Source organism: Rhodohalobacter sp., assembly GCF_034521535.1.
In the GTDB taxonomy this organism is placed as follows: Bacteria; Bacteroidota; Rhodothermia; order Balneolales; family Balneolaceae; genus Rhodohalobacter.
In genome coordinates this window covers 407,664-425,546 of record NZ_JAXHMF010000002.1, presented here as the reverse complement: position 1 = coordinate 425,546, position 17,883 = coordinate 407,664, and the positions used below count along the sequence as shown (strand labels likewise).

General features: G+C 44.6%; 17 protein-coding genes. 8 read left to right on the top strand and 9 right to left on the bottom strand.

Annotated features, from left to right (window positions below):
- Positions 1–158 precede the first annotated feature (158 nt).
- Complete coding sequence (locus U5K35_RS04190) at positions 159–3,104, top strand: BamA/TamA family outer membrane protein (RefSeq protein WP_322570216.1); 2,946 nt, start codon at positions 159–161, stop codon at positions 3,102–3,104.
- Positions 3,105–3,178: 74 nt separating this feature from the next.
- Here the strand turns inward: U5K35_RS04190 and U5K35_RS04185 are convergent, their stop codons facing one another.
- Positions 3,179–4,012: an outer membrane lipoprotein-sorting protein gene (locus U5K35_RS04185; RefSeq protein WP_322570215.1), complete on the bottom strand. Its 834-nt coding sequence runs from the start codon at positions 4,010–4,012 to the stop codon at positions 3,179–3,181.
- Between the two features lie 71 nt (positions 4,013–4,083).
- On the opposite strand from U5K35_RS04185, the gene U5K35_RS04180 reads away from it, so the two are divergent.
- Genes U5K35_RS04180 through U5K35_RS04170 form a run of 3 tightly spaced genes read left to right on the top strand, consistent with a single transcriptional unit; the run spans position 4,084 to position 6,864 of the window.
- Complete coding sequence (locus U5K35_RS04180; protein WP_322570214.1) at positions 4,084–5,271, top strand: amidohydrolase; 1,188 nt, start codon at positions 4,084–4,086, stop codon at positions 5,269–5,271.
- A gap of 4 nt (positions 5,272–5,275) precedes the next feature.
- Entirely contained in the window at positions 5,276–5,770 is a 495-nt protein-coding gene (locus U5K35_RS04175; protein WP_322570213.1) for a WbuC family cupin fold metalloprotein, read from the top strand.
- Positions 5,767–6,864 (top strand): FAD-dependent oxidoreductase, encoded by a 1,098-nt coding sequence (locus U5K35_RS04170; protein ID WP_322570212.1) that lies wholly within the window; start codon positions 5,767–5,769, stop codon positions 6,862–6,864. The genes U5K35_RS04175 and U5K35_RS04170 overlap by 4 nt, the downstream gene beginning before the upstream one ends.
- A 42-nt stretch (positions 6,865–6,906) precedes the next feature.
- Here U5K35_RS04170 and U5K35_RS04165 read toward each other — a convergent pair whose 3' ends face one another.
- Both U5K35_RS04165 and U5K35_RS04160 read right to left on the bottom strand, forming a co-directional pair.
- Entirely contained in the window at positions 6,907–7,305 is a 399-nt protein-coding gene (locus tag U5K35_RS04165) for an NUDIX hydrolase (protein WP_416221588.1), read from the bottom strand.
- 267 nt (positions 7,306–7,572) lie between these two features.
- Positions 7,573–8,199 carry an isoprenylcysteine carboxylmethyltransferase family protein gene (locus U5K35_RS04160; protein ID WP_322570210.1) on the bottom strand — a complete coding sequence of 209 codons (627 nt, stop codon included), beginning with the start codon at positions 8,197–8,199 and terminating at the stop codon, positions 7,573–7,575.
- Positions 8,200–8,317: 118 nt separating this feature from the next.
- On the opposite strand from U5K35_RS04160, the gene U5K35_RS04155 reads away from it, so the two are divergent.
- Positions 8,318–9,235, top strand: coding sequence for a PfkB family carbohydrate kinase (locus U5K35_RS04155; protein ID WP_322570209.1), 918 nt, complete (start codon positions 8,318–8,320; stop codon positions 9,233–9,235).
- Positions 9,236–9,247: 12 nt separating this feature from the next.
- Positions 9,248–9,835, top strand: a complete 588-nt coding sequence (gene rdgB, locus U5K35_RS04150; protein ID WP_322570208.1) for an RdgB/HAM1 family non-canonical purine NTP pyrophosphatase — start codon at positions 9,248–9,250, stop codon at positions 9,833–9,835.
- An 81-nt stretch (positions 9,836–9,916) separates the two neighbouring features.
- Here rdgB and U5K35_RS04145 read toward each other — a convergent pair whose 3' ends face one another.
- Positions 9,917–10,309, bottom strand: a complete 393-nt coding sequence (locus tag U5K35_RS04145) for a GxxExxY protein (protein WP_322570207.1) — start codon at positions 10,307–10,309, stop codon at positions 9,917–9,919.
- A gap of 278 nt (positions 10,310–10,587) precedes the next feature.
- On the opposite strand from U5K35_RS04145, the gene U5K35_RS04140 reads away from it, so the two are divergent.
- A complete protein-coding gene (locus U5K35_RS04140) occupies positions 10,588–12,132 on the top strand; it encodes a sodium:solute symporter (protein ID WP_322570206.1) in 1,545 nt (514 codons plus the stop codon).
- Between the two features lie 28 nt (positions 12,133–12,160).
- On the opposite strand, the gene serA is transcribed toward U5K35_RS04140, so the two are convergent.
- From serA to purF, 3 genes are read right to left on the bottom strand one after another with little or no spacing between them, the layout of a single operon-like run.
- Positions 12,161–13,750: a phosphoglycerate dehydrogenase gene (serA, locus tag U5K35_RS04135; protein ID WP_322570205.1), complete on the bottom strand. Its 1,590-nt coding sequence runs from the start codon at positions 13,748–13,750 to the stop codon at positions 12,161–12,163.
- A 15-nt stretch (positions 13,751–13,765) separates the two neighbouring features.
- Positions 13,766–14,368, bottom strand: coding sequence for a ribosome biogenesis GTP-binding protein YihA/YsxC (gene yihA, locus U5K35_RS04130; protein ID WP_322570204.1), 603 nt, complete (start codon positions 14,366–14,368; stop codon positions 13,766–13,768).
- On the bottom strand, positions 14,368–15,870 hold the full coding sequence (purF, locus tag U5K35_RS04125; RefSeq protein WP_322570203.1) for an amidophosphoribosyltransferase: 1,503 nt from the start codon (positions 15,868–15,870) through the stop codon (positions 14,368–14,370). Before purF ends, yihA begins: the two co-directional genes overlap by 1 nt.
- 66 nt (positions 15,871–15,936) lie before the next feature.
- On the opposite strand from purF, the gene U5K35_RS04120 reads away from it, so the two are divergent.
- Complete coding sequence (locus tag U5K35_RS04120) at positions 15,937–16,506, top strand: MauE/DoxX family redox-associated membrane protein (RefSeq protein WP_322570202.1); 570 nt, start codon at positions 15,937–15,939, stop codon at positions 16,504–16,506.
- Here U5K35_RS04120 and U5K35_RS04115 read toward each other — a convergent pair.
- Both U5K35_RS04115 and U5K35_RS04110 read right to left on the bottom strand, forming a co-directional pair.
- Positions 16,488–17,369 carry a mechanosensitive ion channel family protein gene (locus tag U5K35_RS04115; RefSeq protein ID WP_322570201.1) on the bottom strand — a complete coding sequence of 294 codons (882 nt, stop codon included), beginning with the start codon at positions 17,367–17,369 and terminating at the stop codon, positions 16,488–16,490. The two genes, U5K35_RS04120 and U5K35_RS04115, sit on opposite strands and share 19 nt — an antisense overlap.
- Before the next feature lie 76 nt (positions 17,370–17,445).
- Positions 17,446–17,820, bottom strand: a complete 375-nt coding sequence (locus U5K35_RS04110; RefSeq protein WP_322570200.1) for a VOC family protein — start codon at positions 17,818–17,820, stop codon at positions 17,446–17,448.
- Positions 17,821–17,883: the final 63 nt, after the last annotated feature.

Genomic DNA, 17,883 nt, shown 5'->3' with positions numbered 1-17,883 from the left:
ACGGTTTGGGCAAAGTTAGTTGCTCAAAATGACGCAATGTTAATTTTTGAGCAGCTTATTTAATTTCAAAGGGACCTGTCTCCATAAGATTTTTTCAGTTTTTTATAAAAAAGTGCTGATTTGGCGAAAAGGAAAATTATATTTTGCCTGTCAAACTGATGAATAAACTGAATGTTATGAGAATCGTTGTTGTATCTGTTTTTCTACTTTTATCCTTCTCGTCTGAAGTAATGAGTCAGGGTTTCAATTCCCTGAACGGACGAAACCACCCCTATTTGAACTGGCAGGTAGCCGAAACAGAGCATTTCAGGATAATCTATCCGGATCGTATTTCTGAGATTATCCCACAGGCGGCAGCAGTAGCAGAGGAGAGTTATACCGCTCTGTCTGCAAACCTTGAGGTTGAGTTTTCAAAGAAAATTCCGATTTATCTCTCCGACGTGGATGAAATCGTAAACGGCTTTGCTAACCCAATAGGCAAGGGTTATACGATGATTTGGGTGAACTTGAACGACTATGCAGAAACCAAAACCGGAAGCGAAAAATGGCTTCGGAAGGTGATCGCGCATGAGCTGGGTCATATTTTTCACTTCAAAGCGGTTTGGTCAGATTTTGGGCTGCTCAACTATTTGATTGCAGATCCGCTTCCACGCCACTGGACCGAGGGCTTGGCGCAGTATCAAACCGAATATTGGGATTCCCAGCGAGGCGACCGGTGGCTGAGAAAAGCTATTTTCGACAGCAGGCCGGGGTTTAACGATGGTCAGTCGATCGAAAATGGACGCTTGATGTATGCGGTTGGAAATTCACAGCTTCGTTACTTCACCGAAACGTACGGAGATAGCTCACTTGTAAATCTTCTCTCTCAACGGGATAAGTATTTTGGGCTGGAGTATCACGATTTTAACAGCTCTTTTAATGATATCATGGATGGTGGATACTCTGCTTTTTATGAAGAGTGGCGCAAGCATATGAACGTTTACTACAACACGCTTGCATCCGGAATGGAGCGTACTGATTCACTGAATACTGATTCAAAAAGCTTGCCAGGTCAATTCCAGTACGACATGGCTGTGAGCCCGGACGGGTCGAAGATTGCGGTTTTGTCGCTCGAATCTCTCTCACGACCTGTTCGGAATCTTCATATCGTTCAGAATGATTCAACGATGAGCGGGCAAAAAGTTGCGGAGGGTTCGATTAATTCAGATCTGGCATGGAGCGCAGATGGGACAACACTCTTCTATTCGCGTATGGTTCGGGGAGAAAACTCTTCTCTTTTGAATGACATTTTTCGTTTTGATGTTGAATCAGAAAGAGAAACTCAGATTACGCATAGTCGAAAAGCCAAATACCCAACGCCGGGTCCGCTTGATAATACCATAGCCTACATTGTGAATGAAAATGGAACCGGCAATCTTTTTCAGATGGACCTGGAGACGGGTGATGAGGATCGAATTTCAAGTTACCGGGGGGATGTTCAACTGATTCATCCGGTTTGGGTTCATGCCGAACAGTCGTGGCTGCTTCAAAAATTTGATGAGCAGGGGAATCGCTTTATGACTTTACTTGACCCGCTTTCCGGCCGTGAGAAGACACTCGACCCGGGAAATACGGATAATCGAAATTTTGTATTGAGTCCGGACAGAAGTAAAGTGGCTTACACATCCTTGAGAGATGAAGTGCCAAATGTGTTTGTCTACGATTTTGATACAGAGGTAGAGAGGCGCGTAACCAATCTTTTTACGGGAGGAGAGATTTTTGGCTGGGTATCATCAACGGATACACTGGAAACCGAAAAGCTGCTAATCAAAGCAAGTGAGACGAAACGAAGAGATCACGCCTATTGGATTGATCCGGACCGCGAAGTGTTTATGAGTGAAAATAGGGTTCCGGAAGTCTACTCGAGCTGGAGGCAGAAGCAGGCCCCGAACATGATCTCCTCCGGTATTGAACCCGATGAGAGTCTGATCGTTAATCAGTATACGTACCGGCCTATTAAAAATTTGACACATGCATCATCATTCATACTGCCCTACTTTGCAGATTCGAGAAATTGGGGAGTGTTTGGGGTGACCGGTTTTACAGAACCGCTTGGAAAGCACATCTTTGCAGCAACCGGTAATATATCATTCGGAAATTTAGATTACTCATATGGAGTTTTAAGCTATATCAACAACCAGTTTTATCCATCTATAACCACCTCGATCTATAAAACTCCGGGAAGTGCCTTTTTTTACGGAGATAAATTTCTGGTTGAAGAGCTGATTGGCGGGCAAATTACGGTAAATGTGCCGGTCGACCGTTTTGAAGCACCCTATCAAAATGGAAGTATCTACACGCGTCTTCGCCGTGTTTTGATACATCCTTTTGATCGCGGTGTTTTTGCCGGTTCATTTCAGGTGCCGGCTCCTGAGGAAGCACAGCAAACGGACCTTACTGTTGGATTTCAGATTAAAAAACAGAGACCGTGGAAAGACAATGTGATCCACTCACTGGATGGCTGGGGAGTTCGGGGATTGGTAACCGGCGCAGAGAAAATATTGGGATCAGAGGTGAGGTTTGCAACGGCAGATTTGAGTGCATATACGGTGTTTTCGGCTATTGGATTGCAGCGCTTTTATCTATACGGACGCTATCAGCAGCAGTGGGGTTCTCCTTTACTGCAGAACTATATCGGATTTTCCCGTTTGGATAATATTCATTTGAGTTTACCCGGTGAAGTACCGCTCGAACTGTTTAATCAGGCTGAAAGGGTTCGTGGATACCGTCAATTCATTGCCGGAGATCGGGTTGCATTTGGTCGGTTTGAGTATCGCATTCCGTTTCTTCCCTCTCTGAACACCACCATTTTAGGATTGGTTAATTTTGGTTCTACATCAATTTCACTGTTCACAGATGCAGGTGTTGTGTGGAATGCGCGGTTTGAAGATGGTAGCACAGGCAGAGAAGAAAGATGGGGAGCCGGTACGGAGCTGAAAAACTCAGTGAATATTGCGGGCATCAGGGTTGCACATTCAATTGGGATCGCGCAGCCGGCGCAAGATCTGTTTACGGATGCTGATTATGATCTCTACTATAGGGTAAGGGCTACGGTTCCATTTTGATTAGATTTGAGATCTGAGTCTTGAGTCATGAGAAAATTTCTCAAGACTCAAGACCCACGACTCAATACTAGGTTTTAAATTCCTCTCCTCAATCCACGTTCGGTAAATCGCCAATCTTCGATGGATGTGTTGATCTCTCTGTCACTCCAAGTGATTTCTGTTTTTCGATCTTCGCGCAGATCATACATCGTCATTTTGGCCGGACTCCAGAGCTGATCCGTAATCTGTTCCATGTCTTCTGCTTCCAGTCGCTTGATCTGCTCGTCTTCGTCATTGAAATAGTGAATCTTCTGAAGCGCATACTTCTCTTTCAGGATTTCAAACTCAACATACGCATATTGATCTGATTCGGGCTTGGATGCGCGAACGAGATAATAGTCATCGTACTCTTCCAACCATTCAAATTCATAATCGTCCGGATCCTGGTCTCCTAGATCTTCATAGGTAAAATCACTTCCCATAAATCGGTCGCCGCGTTCGGCCGAACCGATCGTTTGAATTCTTCCGACGGACGGTAGATATAGTCGTTGATCTGTATTTCCATCTTCACGAACGGTTAAGAATCCGGTTCCTCTTACATTGCCGGGATCGGAAAAAACAATCAAGCTCTTGTTGTCATCGCCATCAATCATGTTCCAAGACTGCATTGTTCTGGTGCGTGTTCGACCACGCGGGTCCGTAATAACCATCTCCATTTGTGCTGTTTCTGATTCGATGGAATTTCGTCGGTCATCCACCTCTTCAAAAATGGATCGGGCTTGCTCTTCATCAGTGATTCTCTCTTGTGCATTGATCGTAGCCGATAGTGCAAATAATAGGATAATTACGCTGAACAGATATTTCATGGTTTGTCTTTTTGATAGAGAAAACATTGCCTGATTTTTAAACGTTCGAAGGTGTGAATTCATATCAATAGAATTGCGTAACAGATTGGCTATATTTGAGCGATCTATTATAAATTTTTGAAATAAGTGTAACTATGACAGATTTATCCGGTCAACTAAAGAAAAAAGCTGAAGAGCATTTTGACTACATGGTTTCCGTGCGACGTCATCTGCATAAAAATCCCGAAGTAAGTTACAAGGAGTACGATACCACAGAGTTTATTCTGAATGAGCTGAAGCAGATGGGGATTGAAACTCACCGTCCGCTTGAGACAGGGTGTGTGGGAATTATCGAGGGAAAATCTTCAGACCGGGTGATTGCCCTGAGGGCCGATATCGACGCGCTGGCTATGGATGAAGATGGAGAGGCCAAAAAGGAGTTTAAATCTGAAAGGCCGGGTGCAGCGCACTGCTGCGGTCATGACGCTCACACGGCCAATATGTTGGGGGCTGCAAAAATCTTGATGGATTTGAAGGATGAGATCAAGGGAAAAGTCATCCTGATTTTTCAGCCGGGTGAGGAGAAACTTCCCGGTGGCGGAAGGCTGTTGATGGAATCCGGGTTTTTGCAGAAACAGGGAGTTCGGGAGGTGTATGGCCTTCACATGAATCCCAATTACGAAGTTGGAAAAATTGCGACAAAACTCGGACCGCTGATGGCTCGGCCTGATGAGGTTGAGATAGAAATTTATGGGAAAGGCGGTCACGCGGCATCCCCTCATGAAACCATTGATCCGATTGTGCTGGCAGCTCAGGTAATCATACAGTTTCAAACGATTGTGAGTCGCAACATCAACCCGACAGAGCCGGCTGTAGTTACCATAGGGAGAATTCGGGCGGGATCAACGTACAATGTTATTCCGGAAAAAGCGGAGCTGATTGGTACAGTGAGAACATTTTCCCGTGAAACGGCTATGTTGATCAAGGAGAGAATGGACGCTATTCTGAAGGGCGTAGTGGAAAGCGCGGGCGGTAGATATGATTTTCGATTTAATGAAGGCTACCCTGCCATTGATAACGATGAAAAGTGCACGCAGAACATTATTCGTACAGCAACAGAGCTGTTTGGAGAAGATCGGTTGGTAGAACTTGATAAGCCGGTGATGGGAGGCGAGGATTTTGCTTTCTACCAACAGGAGTTTCCGGGGGCATTCTACTTTTTGGGATCAAGAAGTGAAGAAGCTGATTCAGGCTGGAGCTGGCATCATCCAAAATACAATATCGACGAAAAGGCATTTCTGACCGGGTCTGCACTCATGGCGGGATTAGCTTTGAAGGAGTGATTTGATGAAACTCGCATTTGATAATCCGGTCGGCGACTATTTTCAACTCACTGATGAACAGGTTGAAGAGGGTTTAGAGGCATCTCGAAAAAGCCCGAGAAAACGGATGATTCTGCCGATTCATCGCAGACAAAATGCAGAGGTGCAGCGATTGATCAATTTTCTACAACCCGGAACGTATATCCGTCCGCATAAACATCCGATGGATCATGCAACTGAATCGATCGTGATTTTGAAGGGAGCCATTCGATTTTTCACCCTGGATGATGAAGGTGCTGTTATAACGGATCGAATTCTGAAATCAGAACCCATTCCTGGTGTAATCGATATTGAGCCGAATACCTGGCACACCTTTATTGTGTTGGAAGAGGATACGATTCTCTTTGAGTGCAAAAAAGGGCCTTATAATGCAGAAACGGATAAGAAATTTGCTCCTTGGTCTTCTGACGAATCAGAGCCAAATGCTTTTGATAACCTGAAAAAACATCTGAATCTATGAAACGGGAATTTTCATTCTGGGAACGCGAGGAGTGGCTGAAATCACCCGATTTACTTGTGATCGGCGCCGGAATTGTGGGAGCATCTGCGGCACTTTTTTATAAACAGAACCATCCGGATCACGATGTGATAGTTGTGGACAAAGGATTTGCTCCGGAAGGCGCAAGCACCCGGAATGCCGGATTTGCCTGCATTGGCTCAGTATCTGAACATCTGGCGGATTTAGAGATAGCGGGTGAAGAGACCGTAATGAATCGAATTAAACGTCGCTGGGACGGCCTGAAGCTGTTGAAGTCTACCATGGGAGAGGAGGCAATCGGCTATGAATCGGTTGGCGGTCATGAGATTTTTACAGACTCGAATCTATTTGAGGAGTGTAATAAAAAAGTAGATTGGCTCAATCAAAAAATGGAAGAGACAATTGGTGAAACTGACGTCTATTCCGTGAAAGAGTTTGAAGGTTATCCGGCCATATTCAACAGATTGGAAGGGGCTATCAACAGCGGCTTGATGATGCGATCACTTCACCAAAAGCTATCAGAGGCCGGGGTTAGAGTGCTTTGGAACAGCAAGGTAAATTCTATCGGATCAAACCGGGTTGAGTTTGATGAAGGTGTGGTTCTAAAACCGCGGAAAATTTTATCAGCGGTGAACGGGTTTACATCAAAGCTGATGGATCAGCCCATAAAACCAGCGCGAGGATTTGTATTTGTTACCGAACCTATCGACGGACTGAAATGGCGAGGGACGTTTCATCATGATCGCGGCTATGTCTATTTCCGAAATGTGGGTGACAGACTCCTGCTGGGCGGAGCGCGAAATCTGGCAAAAGAGGAAGAGACAACCGATCAGTTTGGAGTGAATAAAAAAATCAAAGATTACTTGTATGGTTTTGCGGATGATATTCTGAAACTGCCGTCCGGATGGGAAACAGACATTGAGTGGAGCGGAATTATGGGGATGACCGAAAACAAAGAGCCAATAATCGAGGAGGTTCAAAAAGATCTTTATGTGGCTGCCGGTTTGAGCGGAATGGGAATTGCGGTTGGGATGGAGGTTGCCTCACAGGCTGTCTCAAAAATTGAAAAGAATTGAGCTACTCTTTGTTTAAAAACGATTTGATAAAGTTCCAGCAGTTCACTCATCATCATTGCGGTGGCTCCCCAAAGCGGCACGCTTATGGATATCCCAGTAGGGTACTTCCAGTTTCCGATCCTGAAGTTCCCAGATCTCTCTTTTGAGAAGCTGATCATTTAAAAGCTGGTCCATTTTTACGATAATAATCTCTTCCACTTCATTGGGATTGCGAATCAAAGCAGGTTTTTCATCCATAAATCCAACAAAAGGATTAATTCGATTGTCACTTCTGTCGAGATAGAGCGGACTGATGGAGCCGGCTATGTTAACAGAATGAGGATCTATCCCAACTTCCTCACGAGTTTCCCTGAGAGCGGTTTCAACGGGTGTTTCATTAACCTCGGCCCTACCACCGGGAAAGCTGATTTGACCGGCGTGCCTGATCAAATCAGTACGCAGAGTTAATATAACGTTGATATTTCAGGTTTTGATCGGGGAACAGCGGAATGAGAACACTGCTTGGATGTCCTTCTGAATCGTTGCTAGGAGTCCTTCTTTCAGGTTCACAATCGGTTGGGACGGGACATAATTTCAGTTGCGCATCCCACCCCGGAAGTGGTTGCCGGAGCCGTTCTTTTAGGTATGGGAAAAATGGGTGGTTAGGCATCTGTACTTTTTCTTAGCTGCAAAACAAAATAGCGTGATGGGCGCTTAAGATCTACAATTTTATTTAAACGGATGTGGAATAAACCGTGGTACATTCTTTTGATACTCTCTGTAATCCTCGCCAAATCGGTTGGTTAAATTTTTCTCCTCAAAGTAGGAGCCAATCCAGAAGTAAAGGGCAAAGATGATGATGGTGTAGAGAAGATTTGCAGTCATAACTGGAGAGCAGATCAGGACTAACATTGCAAACGTGTACATCGGGTGACGCATGTATCGGTAGAGTCCTGTGGTAACCAGTTTTCCGCGTTGCGGCTCATCCAGATAGTTTGGCAGTTTTCCCTCCCGAATGTTTGACAGTACCTGCTTGATGCCAAGAAATACCATTCCGTTCTGAGCAAAAATCGATTTCAAAAAGAGCCAGGCAAAGACGATCTGAAGAGCTATCAACAGAAAAAAGGGAAATCCGTTTAGTTGATAAAGGATGGAGTCTTGCGGCAGAGTAATCCACCAAAGACCAATTATAACAATTGAAACCAGATTATAAAGTGCACGATACCATGCTTTTAAATTCGGTGACAATCTGAAGAGTTTAGCTTTGAAAGAGTGAGATGCAGTGATGCTGTGCATCAGGGCAAATGCCAGAAAAATGATGGTCGGAATCAGATAGTCGGCTAAATGCTCTGTCATGCTGTCGGGTGAATATTGGATTTCAAATTAATCGGGATGGAACGCAACAAAAGGGTAATGAATTTCCTATTTTCCATGCTTAAAAATGACGAATTAATCAGAATTAAAGAAAATTTCTATGTCACTTCTTGTTGTTGGTTCCGTTGCGTACGACGGTATTGAAACTCCTTTTGGAAAAAAAGATAGAATCCTGGGTGGTTCAGCCACTTACATCTCTCTCGCAGCATCCTATTTTGCAAATCAGATTAATCTTGTCGGTGTTGTAGGGAAAGATTTTGCCGATGAAGATATTGAGCTGCTAAAAAGCAAGGATATAGACCTCGAAGGGCTTCAGATTGATAAAAGCGGGAATACATTCTTTTGGCAGGGAAAGTATCACTACGACCTCAACAATCGTGACACGCTGGACACCCAGCTGAATGTATTTGAGCATTTTGACCCGATTATTCCTGATGGATATAAAGATTCAAAGTATGTGGCACTTGGGAATATTGAGCCGAGTCTGCAAGAAAAAGTATTGGATCAGGTGAACAATCCCGACCTGGTGGTGATGGATACCATGAATTTCTGGATTGAGGGAACGCCCGATGCACTCAAAAAGACGCTGAAAGGTGTAGATTTGCTTGTGATAAACGACTCAGAAGCAAGAGAGCTGGCTGAAGAGCCCAACTTGATCAAGGCGGCTGATAAAGTTAGAGAGATGGGGCCGGACTCACTGATTATTAAAAAAGGGGAGCACGGTGCACTGCTTTTTGCCGGCGACGAAATTTTTTCTGCTCCCGCTTATCCCGTGATTGATATTTTTGATCCGACCGGCGCCGGCGACACCTTCATGGGCGGGCTGCTGGGATGGCTCTCTTATACGGATGACCTGACTCCAAACAATATGCGAAAAGCAGTCATATTCGGATCTGTGATGGCCAGTTTCTGTGTGGAGAAATTTGGTCCTGAGAGGTTGAAGGATTTGACGGAGAAGGAGATTTATGATCGTTATCGTGAGTTCAGACAGCTGAGTGAAATTCCTGAAATAGATTAAGGAATATAATTTATGAAAAAGCCGGACACGATTTTTCTTGCATCAGGAAATGCTCATAAGATTGAAGAGCTGAAGCAGGTGCTTGAGCCTTTGGGAATTGATCTGAAATCCACGCTAGACTATTCGGACGCGGAAGAGGTGGAGGAGGATCAGCCTGACCTGCAGGGCAATGCTTTGAAAAAAGCACAGTATTGGTTTGAGAAGACTGGCCTCCCCTCAATTTCGGATGATACGGGATTGGAAGTTGAGGCTTTGAATGGAGCGCCCGGGGTTTATTCTGCACGTTACGCGGGTGAGAATCCTACCTACGATGATAATGTGAATAAGCTATTAGCTGAGCTGAAGGACAAGACAAATCGCTCAGCTCAATTTCGAACGGTGATTGCTTTTGTGGATGGCTCAGATCACTATTTCTTTGAAGGTATTTGCCGGGGCAGAATTATAGATAATAAGAGAGGAGATAAAGGATTTGGGTACGATCCGGTGTTTGTTCCCGAAGGTTATGAAAAGACCTTTGCCGAACTCAGTTCTGAAGAGAAGAATAAAATCAGCCACAGGGGAAGAGCCGTCCAAAAATTCATCGATTTCCTGAGTAAATAAGGGTTCACCGCTGAGGCGCGGTGTACGCTGAGATTGAATGTGGTACATACTTGCCACGGAAGCACGGAAATTCACGGAAGGTTAAAACAGAACCCTTCGAATATCGATTTTCATCTTGCCAAAATTCAGGATCAATCCAACTTTACAGCCGGAGCATTTTAGATAGTTGATGGTCTGAGCCATATCTTCAGGCGGAATCCCATCTTTCGCTTTTATTTCGAGAATTACGCTGTCAAATACGACAAAGTCTGCAAAAAACTTATGTGGCAGGATGGCATTCTTGTACTCAATCTCATATTTCTTTTCCCTCTCATAAAAAATATTTCTTGTATAAAACTCATATTCCAAAGCGTCTTTGTAGACAATCTCCAGGAAACCGGTGCCCAAATTCTTATGCACCTCAATGCCAGCCCTAATGATCTGATCTGTCTCTTCCTTTAGTGGAAAAAAATCCTGTTTAATTTTTTCACTCATATCCTCTCCGTGCTCTTCCGTGTTTCCGTGGCAATAAAAAATTCATATTTAAAGTATGACACAGTTATTTAAATGCCCTTACAATATTTAGGAGAGTGGTTGTTCAGAATAAGAGTTAAAGTTGCCACGGAAGCACGGAACTAGACGGAACAATTAATTTCAAAAATTCTTACAAAAAACCTCCGCGTACTCAGCGACCCTGCGGTGAACCCACTCTTTTTCTTTGAATCCGATCTTGATTTTCCTTTCTTTTACAGATTCATAAAACAAACGGATTCATGGGATTTACTCTGCTCGACGGCATTATCATTATTCTCTACCTGGTGGCGGTAGCCGTATTTGGCATCTGGTCAGCCGGGACCCAAAAATCATCCACCGACTATTTTCTGGGCGGACGTGAAATGCCATGGTGGGCAATACTCTTCTCTGTAGTGGCAACCGAAACCAGTACGCTCACTTTTATAAGTATTCCGGCCGTTGCCTACGGCGGAAATCTTCTCTTTTTACAGCTCACATTCGGCTATATACTCGGTCGTATTATCGTTGCAATCTGGTTTTTGCCCGCCTACGTGAAGGGTGAAATGACAACCGCCTATCAATTCCTGGAAAAACGATTCGGTTCCGGTATGCGTAAAGCGGCCAGTTCCACATTCATTGTTACGCGGCTCCTGGCCGACGGTGTGCGCTTGTTCGCAACCGCCATTCCACTGGCCATCATCTTCCGTTTTGCAGGAGTGTTTGATGCCTGGGGAGACGGAGCCATTTATTTACTGGCGATATCGGTGATTTCGGTAATCACTCTGATTTATACGTTCCTTGGCGGTATCAAGGCGGTAATCTGGATGGATGTGGTACAGATGGTTGTGTACATCGGTGGCGCGCTATTCGCCCTGATTCTGATGATCGGTAAAATTGATGTCGGTTTCGCAGAGATCATGACTACACTGAGCAGTGACGGTAAATTTACTCTGTTCAACTGGGGCGGCGGACTCTCTATTCAGGAATTTTTAGCTGATCCATATGTTTTCTGGGTTGCTGTGTTTGGCGGGGCGGTTTTCTCTATCGCATCTCACGGTACCGATCAGTTGATAGTACAGCGACTGTTGGCTACGGGCAACCTCAAATCCAGCCAAAAAGCGCTGATCTGGAGCGGGTTTGTTGCAAGTGCACAATTTGCCTTTTTCCTGTTTATCGGTTTGATGCTGTATGTATTCTACTCCGGTGCGGATTTAGCAGAACTGGGACTGAGAACTACAGATGAGATCTTTGCAAAATTCATTGTAGATCAAATGCCGGTAGGTGTTGCGGGCTTGATCATTGCTTCGCTCTTTGCGGCGGCCATGAGTAGCCTCAGCTCGTCGTTGAACGCCTTGGCATCATCTACCACCTATGATATCATCAAGCCGCTGTTTGGGCAGGATTGGGATCAGGAGAGAGAACTATGGATATCGCGACTTACCACCATTGCCTGGGGATTTATTCTCACCGGTTCGGCTTTTCTGTTTACCTGGCTGCAGCTTTCAGGAGGGGAACAGCCGGCTGTTGTTGAACTCGGATTGGGAATCGCATCCTATACCTACGGAGGACTGCTGGGAATCTTTATGCTGGGAAGGCTATTTCAAAAACCGGATAAAACCGATGCTATGATCGGATTTTTTACCGGATTAATTTCGCTGCTTTTCATGGTTGAGGGTGCACTACAGCAATTCCTCCCCGGAGAACCGCTTACTATTGCGTGGCCGCTCTACACATTGGTCGGCGGAGTTATTGTGATTGCGGTTGCAAATGCATCACATTATCTGAGAAAGTTGATCAGGAAATAACCAACTTCTCAGATCTCATGACTCATGTCTAAGACAAAGAGATATACTTCACATTTTGAACACCGTCGATCTTACAGATCTCTTTAAACTCATCGTTGGTAAGCTGCTTATCGATAATCACTGCAGTAATCGCTTTGGTTCCTTTACCCGCTCGGCCAAGACTCAGTGCACCAATGTTGATATTTTTGGCAGCAAGTGAACCGGCTACGGAAGCAAGCATTCCCGGCTTATCCTGGTTTTGATACATCAGGATATCACCTTCCAGACGGAGTTCAATTCCATATCCGTCAATTTCCACTATGCGATAGTCGTTAGGCCCAAAAACGGCTGCGGACATTTTTTTGTAGGGAGCATCATCACCCAGTTCAATGGTGATCAGATCTTTATACATTTTGCCATTGCTGCTGGTTGTTTCACGAATATTCATACCGCGCTCTTTAGCAAAATGTCTTGCATTGATCAGGTTCAGTGACTCTGATACAGATTCCGAAAGCATTCCTTTCAGGATACCATCCGTAAGAATATCCGCAAACTTTGATGAATCGCCGGTGTACTCAAACGAAAAACTGTTGGTGTTATCCGGCATGATCTGACCCGTAACTTTGCCCAACTTTTCGGCCAGCTCTACATAGGGCTTAACCTCTTTGTTGGTCAAGAGTGAGATCGATTTCCCGTTTAAACTTCCTTTGTAGTTTTTGTTTTCAAGCGCATCAGAAATCTGATTTGCTATCTGAACGGCCACTTTTTCCTGAGCTTCTTCTGTTGATGCACCCAAATGAGGTGTACAGATAACTGCAGGATTTTCGAGCACTTTATAAATTTCCGGTGTGGGCGGTTCTGTTGTGTAAACATCCAAAGCTACGCCCGCGATAGTTCCATCTTCGATCAGCTTTGGCAGGTCCTCCTCTTTATAAATTCCGCCTCGTGCACAATTCACAAGCCGCATACCCTTCTTCATCTGGTCAGAGTTCTCAACTGAGATGATTCCGCGGGTTTTATCAGTGAGCGGAGTGTGAACGGAAAGATAATCCACGGTAGAGAGAAGCTCGTTCAGATCCATCAGTTCAACTCCCAGTGATCCGGCGTGATCTTTTGTGGTAAAAGGATCATAGGCATAAACATCCATTCCGAACGCTTTCATCCTCAGCGCAACCTCAGAGCCTATTTTTCCAAGTCCAACAATACCGAGTTTTTTACCGTGAACTTCAGTTCCCATAAAACTCTTCCGGTCCCATCCGCCGCCTTTCACACGTGCAACGGATTGAGGAATGTTTCGCGACAGTGCGAGAATCATTCCACAGGTGTGTTCTGCTGTAGAGATAGTGTTACCGTCCGGTGTGTTCATCACCAGAATTCCTTTTGCAGTGGCGGCGGGGATATCAATATTATCCACTCCAACACCGGCGCGGCCGATGACTTTTAGTTTGTCGGCATGCTTAAGAAGCTCTTTTGTGATGGTTGTACCGCTACGTAAAACGACGGCATCGTACTTGCTAATTTCTTGTTTTAACTCTTCGTCGGAAAGTTTGCCCGGAATGTGGGTTTCTACACCTCTCTCTTTAAAAACTTGAGCACAGGCGGGGTCTACGTTATCTAAAAGTAAAGCTTTGAAGGACATGAGAACTATTATTTTTTATTCAGTGTAATCGTAATCTTTAAATTCTGTAATCAGGGATTGGATCTCCTGCACTCCTTTTCCTGTATCCCCGGAACATGGAATAACCGGGACTTCAATATTCATTTTTGAGAGAATATCTCTAACCTTTTTTTCAGCCTGGCTGAGTTTATTTTTTGAGATTTTATCAGCCTTGGTAAGCAGTACTGCAAAGGGTTTCTGTTTGCTTGCCATCCAGTAGAAAAATTCTTGATCCAAACCGGTGGGATTGTGCCGGCTATCCACTAAATGCAAAATCAATTTTAATGGTTCCCGTTGTAGCAGGTACTGTTTAATGTCTTTACCCCAACGGTCTCTCTCTTTTTTGGGTACTTTTGCAAATCCAAAGCCGGGTAGGTCTACAAAATAAACTTCATTGTCAATATTGTAGTAATTCATCTGCTGGGTTTTTCCCGGGGTGTTACTTGTTCGGGCCAGCTTTTTTTGGTTGGTGATTTTGTTGATAAGGGTGGATTTACCCACATTGGACCGGCCTGCAAAACAGAACTCCGGCAGAGACTCTTCAGGACACTCTTTGATGGATGGCGCGCTTGTGATGAACTCTGCTTTTCTGAAATTCATCAAACGATTTCGTTTTCTTCTTTTTCAATACCAAAATCAACAGGAACCGGATAATTTCCGGTAAAGCACGCGGTGCAGTAGTCGAGCTCAGATTCGTTGGCTTCTTTCACCGCTTCAACCAATCCTTCTGCGGAAAGATATCGGAGACTGTCTACACCAATTTCCCTGGCAATAGCTTCCACATCACGGTCAAATTTATTGGCAATGAGTTCTTCAGGACTTGGAAAATCCATTCCGTAAAAGCAGGGATGGGTAATTGGAGGAGAGCTCACCAGAAAGTGAATTTCCAGAGGGTTGGCATCACGGATCATGTCAACCAAGTAACGTGAAGTGGTGCCACGAACAATCGAGTCGTCCACAATGATAACCGGCCGACCCTCAATTACACCTTTAACGGTGTTGAATTTTGTCCTGACTTTCTGCTCTCGCGATTTTTGTCCCGGCGAAATAAACGTTCTACCCACATAGTGATTTCGGATCAGGCCGATGTCGTATTTGCAATCAAATCCGAATTTTTGATTTTCGTGGGCGTAACCGATTGCGGCGGTATTACTGGAATCCGGAACCGATATGACAATTGGCCGGCGATCTTCAGCTTTGGATTTTACAACCTCATCCAATGGGTGTTCCTTGGCAAGTTGTTTCCCCAGGTTCCGTCGGATTTTGTCGACCATTTCACCAAAAATCTTGCTGTCAGGACGGGAGAAGTAGACATACTCAAAAATGCACTGACTGCTTTTAGTACCGCTCTTAGGTTCAAGCCGCAGAGATTTCGGTTTCTGTTCTTTAGAGGTTTCCCTGTCAATGATCAGCACTTCCCCGGGTTCTACATCCCGAATGTATTCTGCACCGATAATATCAAACGCACAGGTTTCACTCGCTACAGTGTAAGATCCGTCAATTTTTCCAAGAGCAAGTGGACGGAATCCATTTGGATCACGAACAGCAATGAGTTTATCGTCCGTTAAGATCACCAAACAATATGCGCCTTCAATCTGACTTAGAGCATCCATAATCTGATCCATCTGATTTTCTTCCCTGCTATGAGAAATCAGATGCAGAATCAGTTCGGTATCGGATGTGCTTTGAAACAGAACACCTTCATCACGGAAACGCTCTCTGAGAGTCCGAGCATTTGACAGGTTTCCATTGTGGCCAATTGCCAGATTCCCATTGCGATAGTGAACGCGGAACGGCTGTATATTCGCGGGATTTTTGGAAGAACCACTTGTTGAATAGCGGTTATGCCCGATAGCGGAACGCCCTTTCAGTTCATTCTTAATGATTTTTGGGTCATCATAAACGGAAAGGACCAGTCCAAAACCTTTATGCATCGGCATAGTGTGCCGATCTTTTTTTTCATCAAAATAGGTGGTTACAATTCCGGCCGATTCTTGTCCGCGATGTTGCAGTGCGTGCAGGCCGTAGTAGGAGAGAAGGGCAGCGTCTTCATGGTCATAGATACCAAAAATGCCGCAGTAGTCATGAGGTTTGTCGATCATGCCTGGGATTAAGATCAGGGATTAACTTAAGCCTGAAAGATATGAATTTGATGAGTAAATATCAGAGTGAATTATAAGCTTCTGCATGGCTGGGACATGACCGATAACTCATCAGAAAAATTTGAACGAGATACGTTTTTCTTCTCAGATTCGTATACTTCACTTATGGATAAACTAAAATTTTTATCAGCGGTAAAAATTGTTTCCCGTATTCTGCTGGGCGCATTGCTTCTCTTTGCGGGGTATTTGAAGGTGCAGGATAATACGGCACTTTTTGAGTCGGTTGCTTACATAACCTGGATCCCACTTTTTCTGAAGTCACTGGTTATCGATACTCTGCCCTGGATAGAGATTGTTGTAGGCGGCCTGCTGGTTTTTAATCTCTTTGAAAAGGTTGTAAAACCGGCTGCGTTATTGATTTACTTTAGTTTTTTCATTTTTGCGATCTATGGATTGGGAGCAGGAATTGAGGGCGATTGCGGCTGTTTCGGAGATCCGGATGAGGCTACGATTATTGGAACTTTACTGGGAAGCGAATTTGGCTGGAAGATGGTTATCCGGAATGGGATTTTTCTTCTGATGGCAGCAATTCTTTTTATTCCGTCTAAGAAAGTGGCTTACGATCCGGGGGATTGATTATCCGGTTTATTGATATTCACATCAACAGGGCGCATATCAATAGCTGTGGTCATATTTGAACTGAACGTGAATCCATTCTCAATAAGTGCCCTTCTGGCTTTCTCCATTGCCCGGGTTCGCACTACGCCTAAGTTGAGTTCCTGATCTTTTGAGCTGATCCAAAAAAAGGCCTGAATTTCAACAAATGAAGGATCAAACCCTTTGATTGAGGTAGAAGGAGCCGGTCGTTTTAATACACCTTTGGATTCAGATATTGCTTTCAGGATGACCTCGAGCGCTTTTTCAGAATCGTCGTGATAATCAATTCCGACGGTAAAACTACCTCTTCTAAGGCCATCCAGTGTGTAGTTCCGAAGCGGCTTTGTAAAAAGCTGGGAGCTGGGCACAAATACATCACTACCATCTATCGTTCGAATGTGTGTTTGCCTGAGTTGAATACTTTTCACGCGCCCGGTGATATTTTCCGTTTCTATTACATCGTCGGTATTAAACGGGCGACTGAATGCAAGAAAAAATCCGGCCAGAAAGTTCTCCCCGATATCCTTGAAGGCAAAACCGAGCATTACAGCTGTGAGCCCGCCTCCTGCAACCAGACTTGCCGCCAGTGCGCTGTAGCCAATCAGGTTCAAAAAAATGATGATTGATAGAAAAATTCCGATTCCGGAAACCATTTTTCGAAAAAACTCGTGGTAGGTCGTTGGCATATCGGTTCGCTTAAGTATCCGGACTACAACTTTCGCTACAATTCGCCCTGCAATGTAGATGACGAGAGCTGCAACCAGTGCGAGGAGCAGACGAGGGAGAAATTCAACAAGCTGTTCAAACTCCATCACAAATGAGTCAACCAGTGGTTCAAGCATTTAAATCGGGTTTAATTTCTTTTGGATGAAAATCTGAAACTGAGCCCTAAAAACCTAATAGACAAAAGCTGACGGTTCAGAGCTCAATAGGTGTAAGTTTATCTTCAATTTGGTTGCGTTTCTCTTCAAGCCAGGGAGGAAGGAATAGCTTTTTCCCCATCTCATCTTCATTATGATGAGCTATGCCGTAACCGGGCCCGTCTGTTGCCATCTCAAAAAGTACACCGCCCGGAGTTTGGTAATAGACTGATTTGAAAACGTGACGATCCAAAATCTTGGTCGGACTAAGCCCCATTGCTATAACACTTTCTCTCATCTCAGCAAGTTCCTCTTCATCTTTTGCCCGGAATGCGACATGATGAACCGTTCCCCGGCCGGTTCGATTGTTAATGGGCCGGTCTGTAACAACGTGCAGCGCGCGAAGATTGAAATAGCAAATCGACCTATTCAACTGGTTCCAAAGCGGGTGCAAGCCTCGTATTTTAAGTGATTTTCGCCCTTACAGGGCTTTCTT

Excerpts from the sequence above, each read along its gene's own strand:
- serA (WP_322570205.1), bottom strand. The coding sequence starts at position 13,750 with ATGTCCTTCAAAGCTTTACTTTTAGATAACGTAGACCCCGCCTGTGCT.
- U5K35_RS04180 (WP_322570214.1), top strand. The coding sequence starts at position 4,084 with ATGACAGATTTATCCGGTCAACTAAAGAAAAAAGCTGAAGAGCATTTT.
- yihA (WP_322570204.1), bottom strand. The coding sequence starts at position 14,368 with ATGAATTTCAGAAAAGCAGAGTTCATCACAAGCGCGCCATCCATCAAA.
- U5K35_RS04115 (WP_322570201.1), bottom strand. The coding sequence starts at position 17,369 with ATGCTTGAACCACTGGTTGACTCATTTGTGATGGAGTTTGAACAGCTT.
- U5K35_RS04175 (WP_322570213.1), top strand. The coding sequence starts at position 5,276 with ATGAAACTCGCATTTGATAATCCGGTCGGCGACTATTTTCAACTCACT.
- U5K35_RS04145 (WP_322570207.1), bottom strand. The coding sequence starts at position 10,309 with ATGAGTGAAAAAATTAAACAGGATTTTTTTCCACTAAAGGAAGAGACA.
- U5K35_RS04185 (WP_322570215.1), bottom strand. The coding sequence starts at position 4,012 with ATGAATTCACACCTTCGAACGTTTAAAAATCAGGCAATGTTTTCTCTA.
- U5K35_RS04160 (WP_322570210.1), bottom strand. The coding sequence starts at position 8,199 with ATGACAGAGCATTTAGCCGACTATCTGATTCCGACCATCATTTTTCTG.
- purF (WP_322570203.1), bottom strand. The coding sequence starts at position 15,870 with ATGATCGACAAACCTCATGACTACTGCGGCATTTTTGGTATCTATGAC.
- U5K35_RS04155 (WP_322570209.1), top strand. The coding sequence starts at position 8,318 with ATGTCACTTCTTGTTGTTGGTTCCGTTGCGTACGACGGTATTGAAACT.
- rdgB (WP_322570208.1), top strand. The coding sequence starts at position 9,248 with ATGAAAAAGCCGGACACGATTTTTCTTGCATCAGGAAATGCTCATAAG.
- U5K35_RS04190 (WP_322570216.1), top strand. The coding sequence starts at position 159 with ATGAATAAACTGAATGTTATGAGAATCGTTGTTGTATCTGTTTTTCTA.
- U5K35_RS04140 (WP_322570206.1), top strand. The coding sequence starts at position 10,588 with ATGGGATTTACTCTGCTCGACGGCATTATCATTATTCTCTACCTGGTG.
- U5K35_RS04170 (WP_322570212.1), top strand. The coding sequence starts at position 5,767 with ATGAAACGGGAATTTTCATTCTGGGAACGCGAGGAGTGGCTGAAATCA.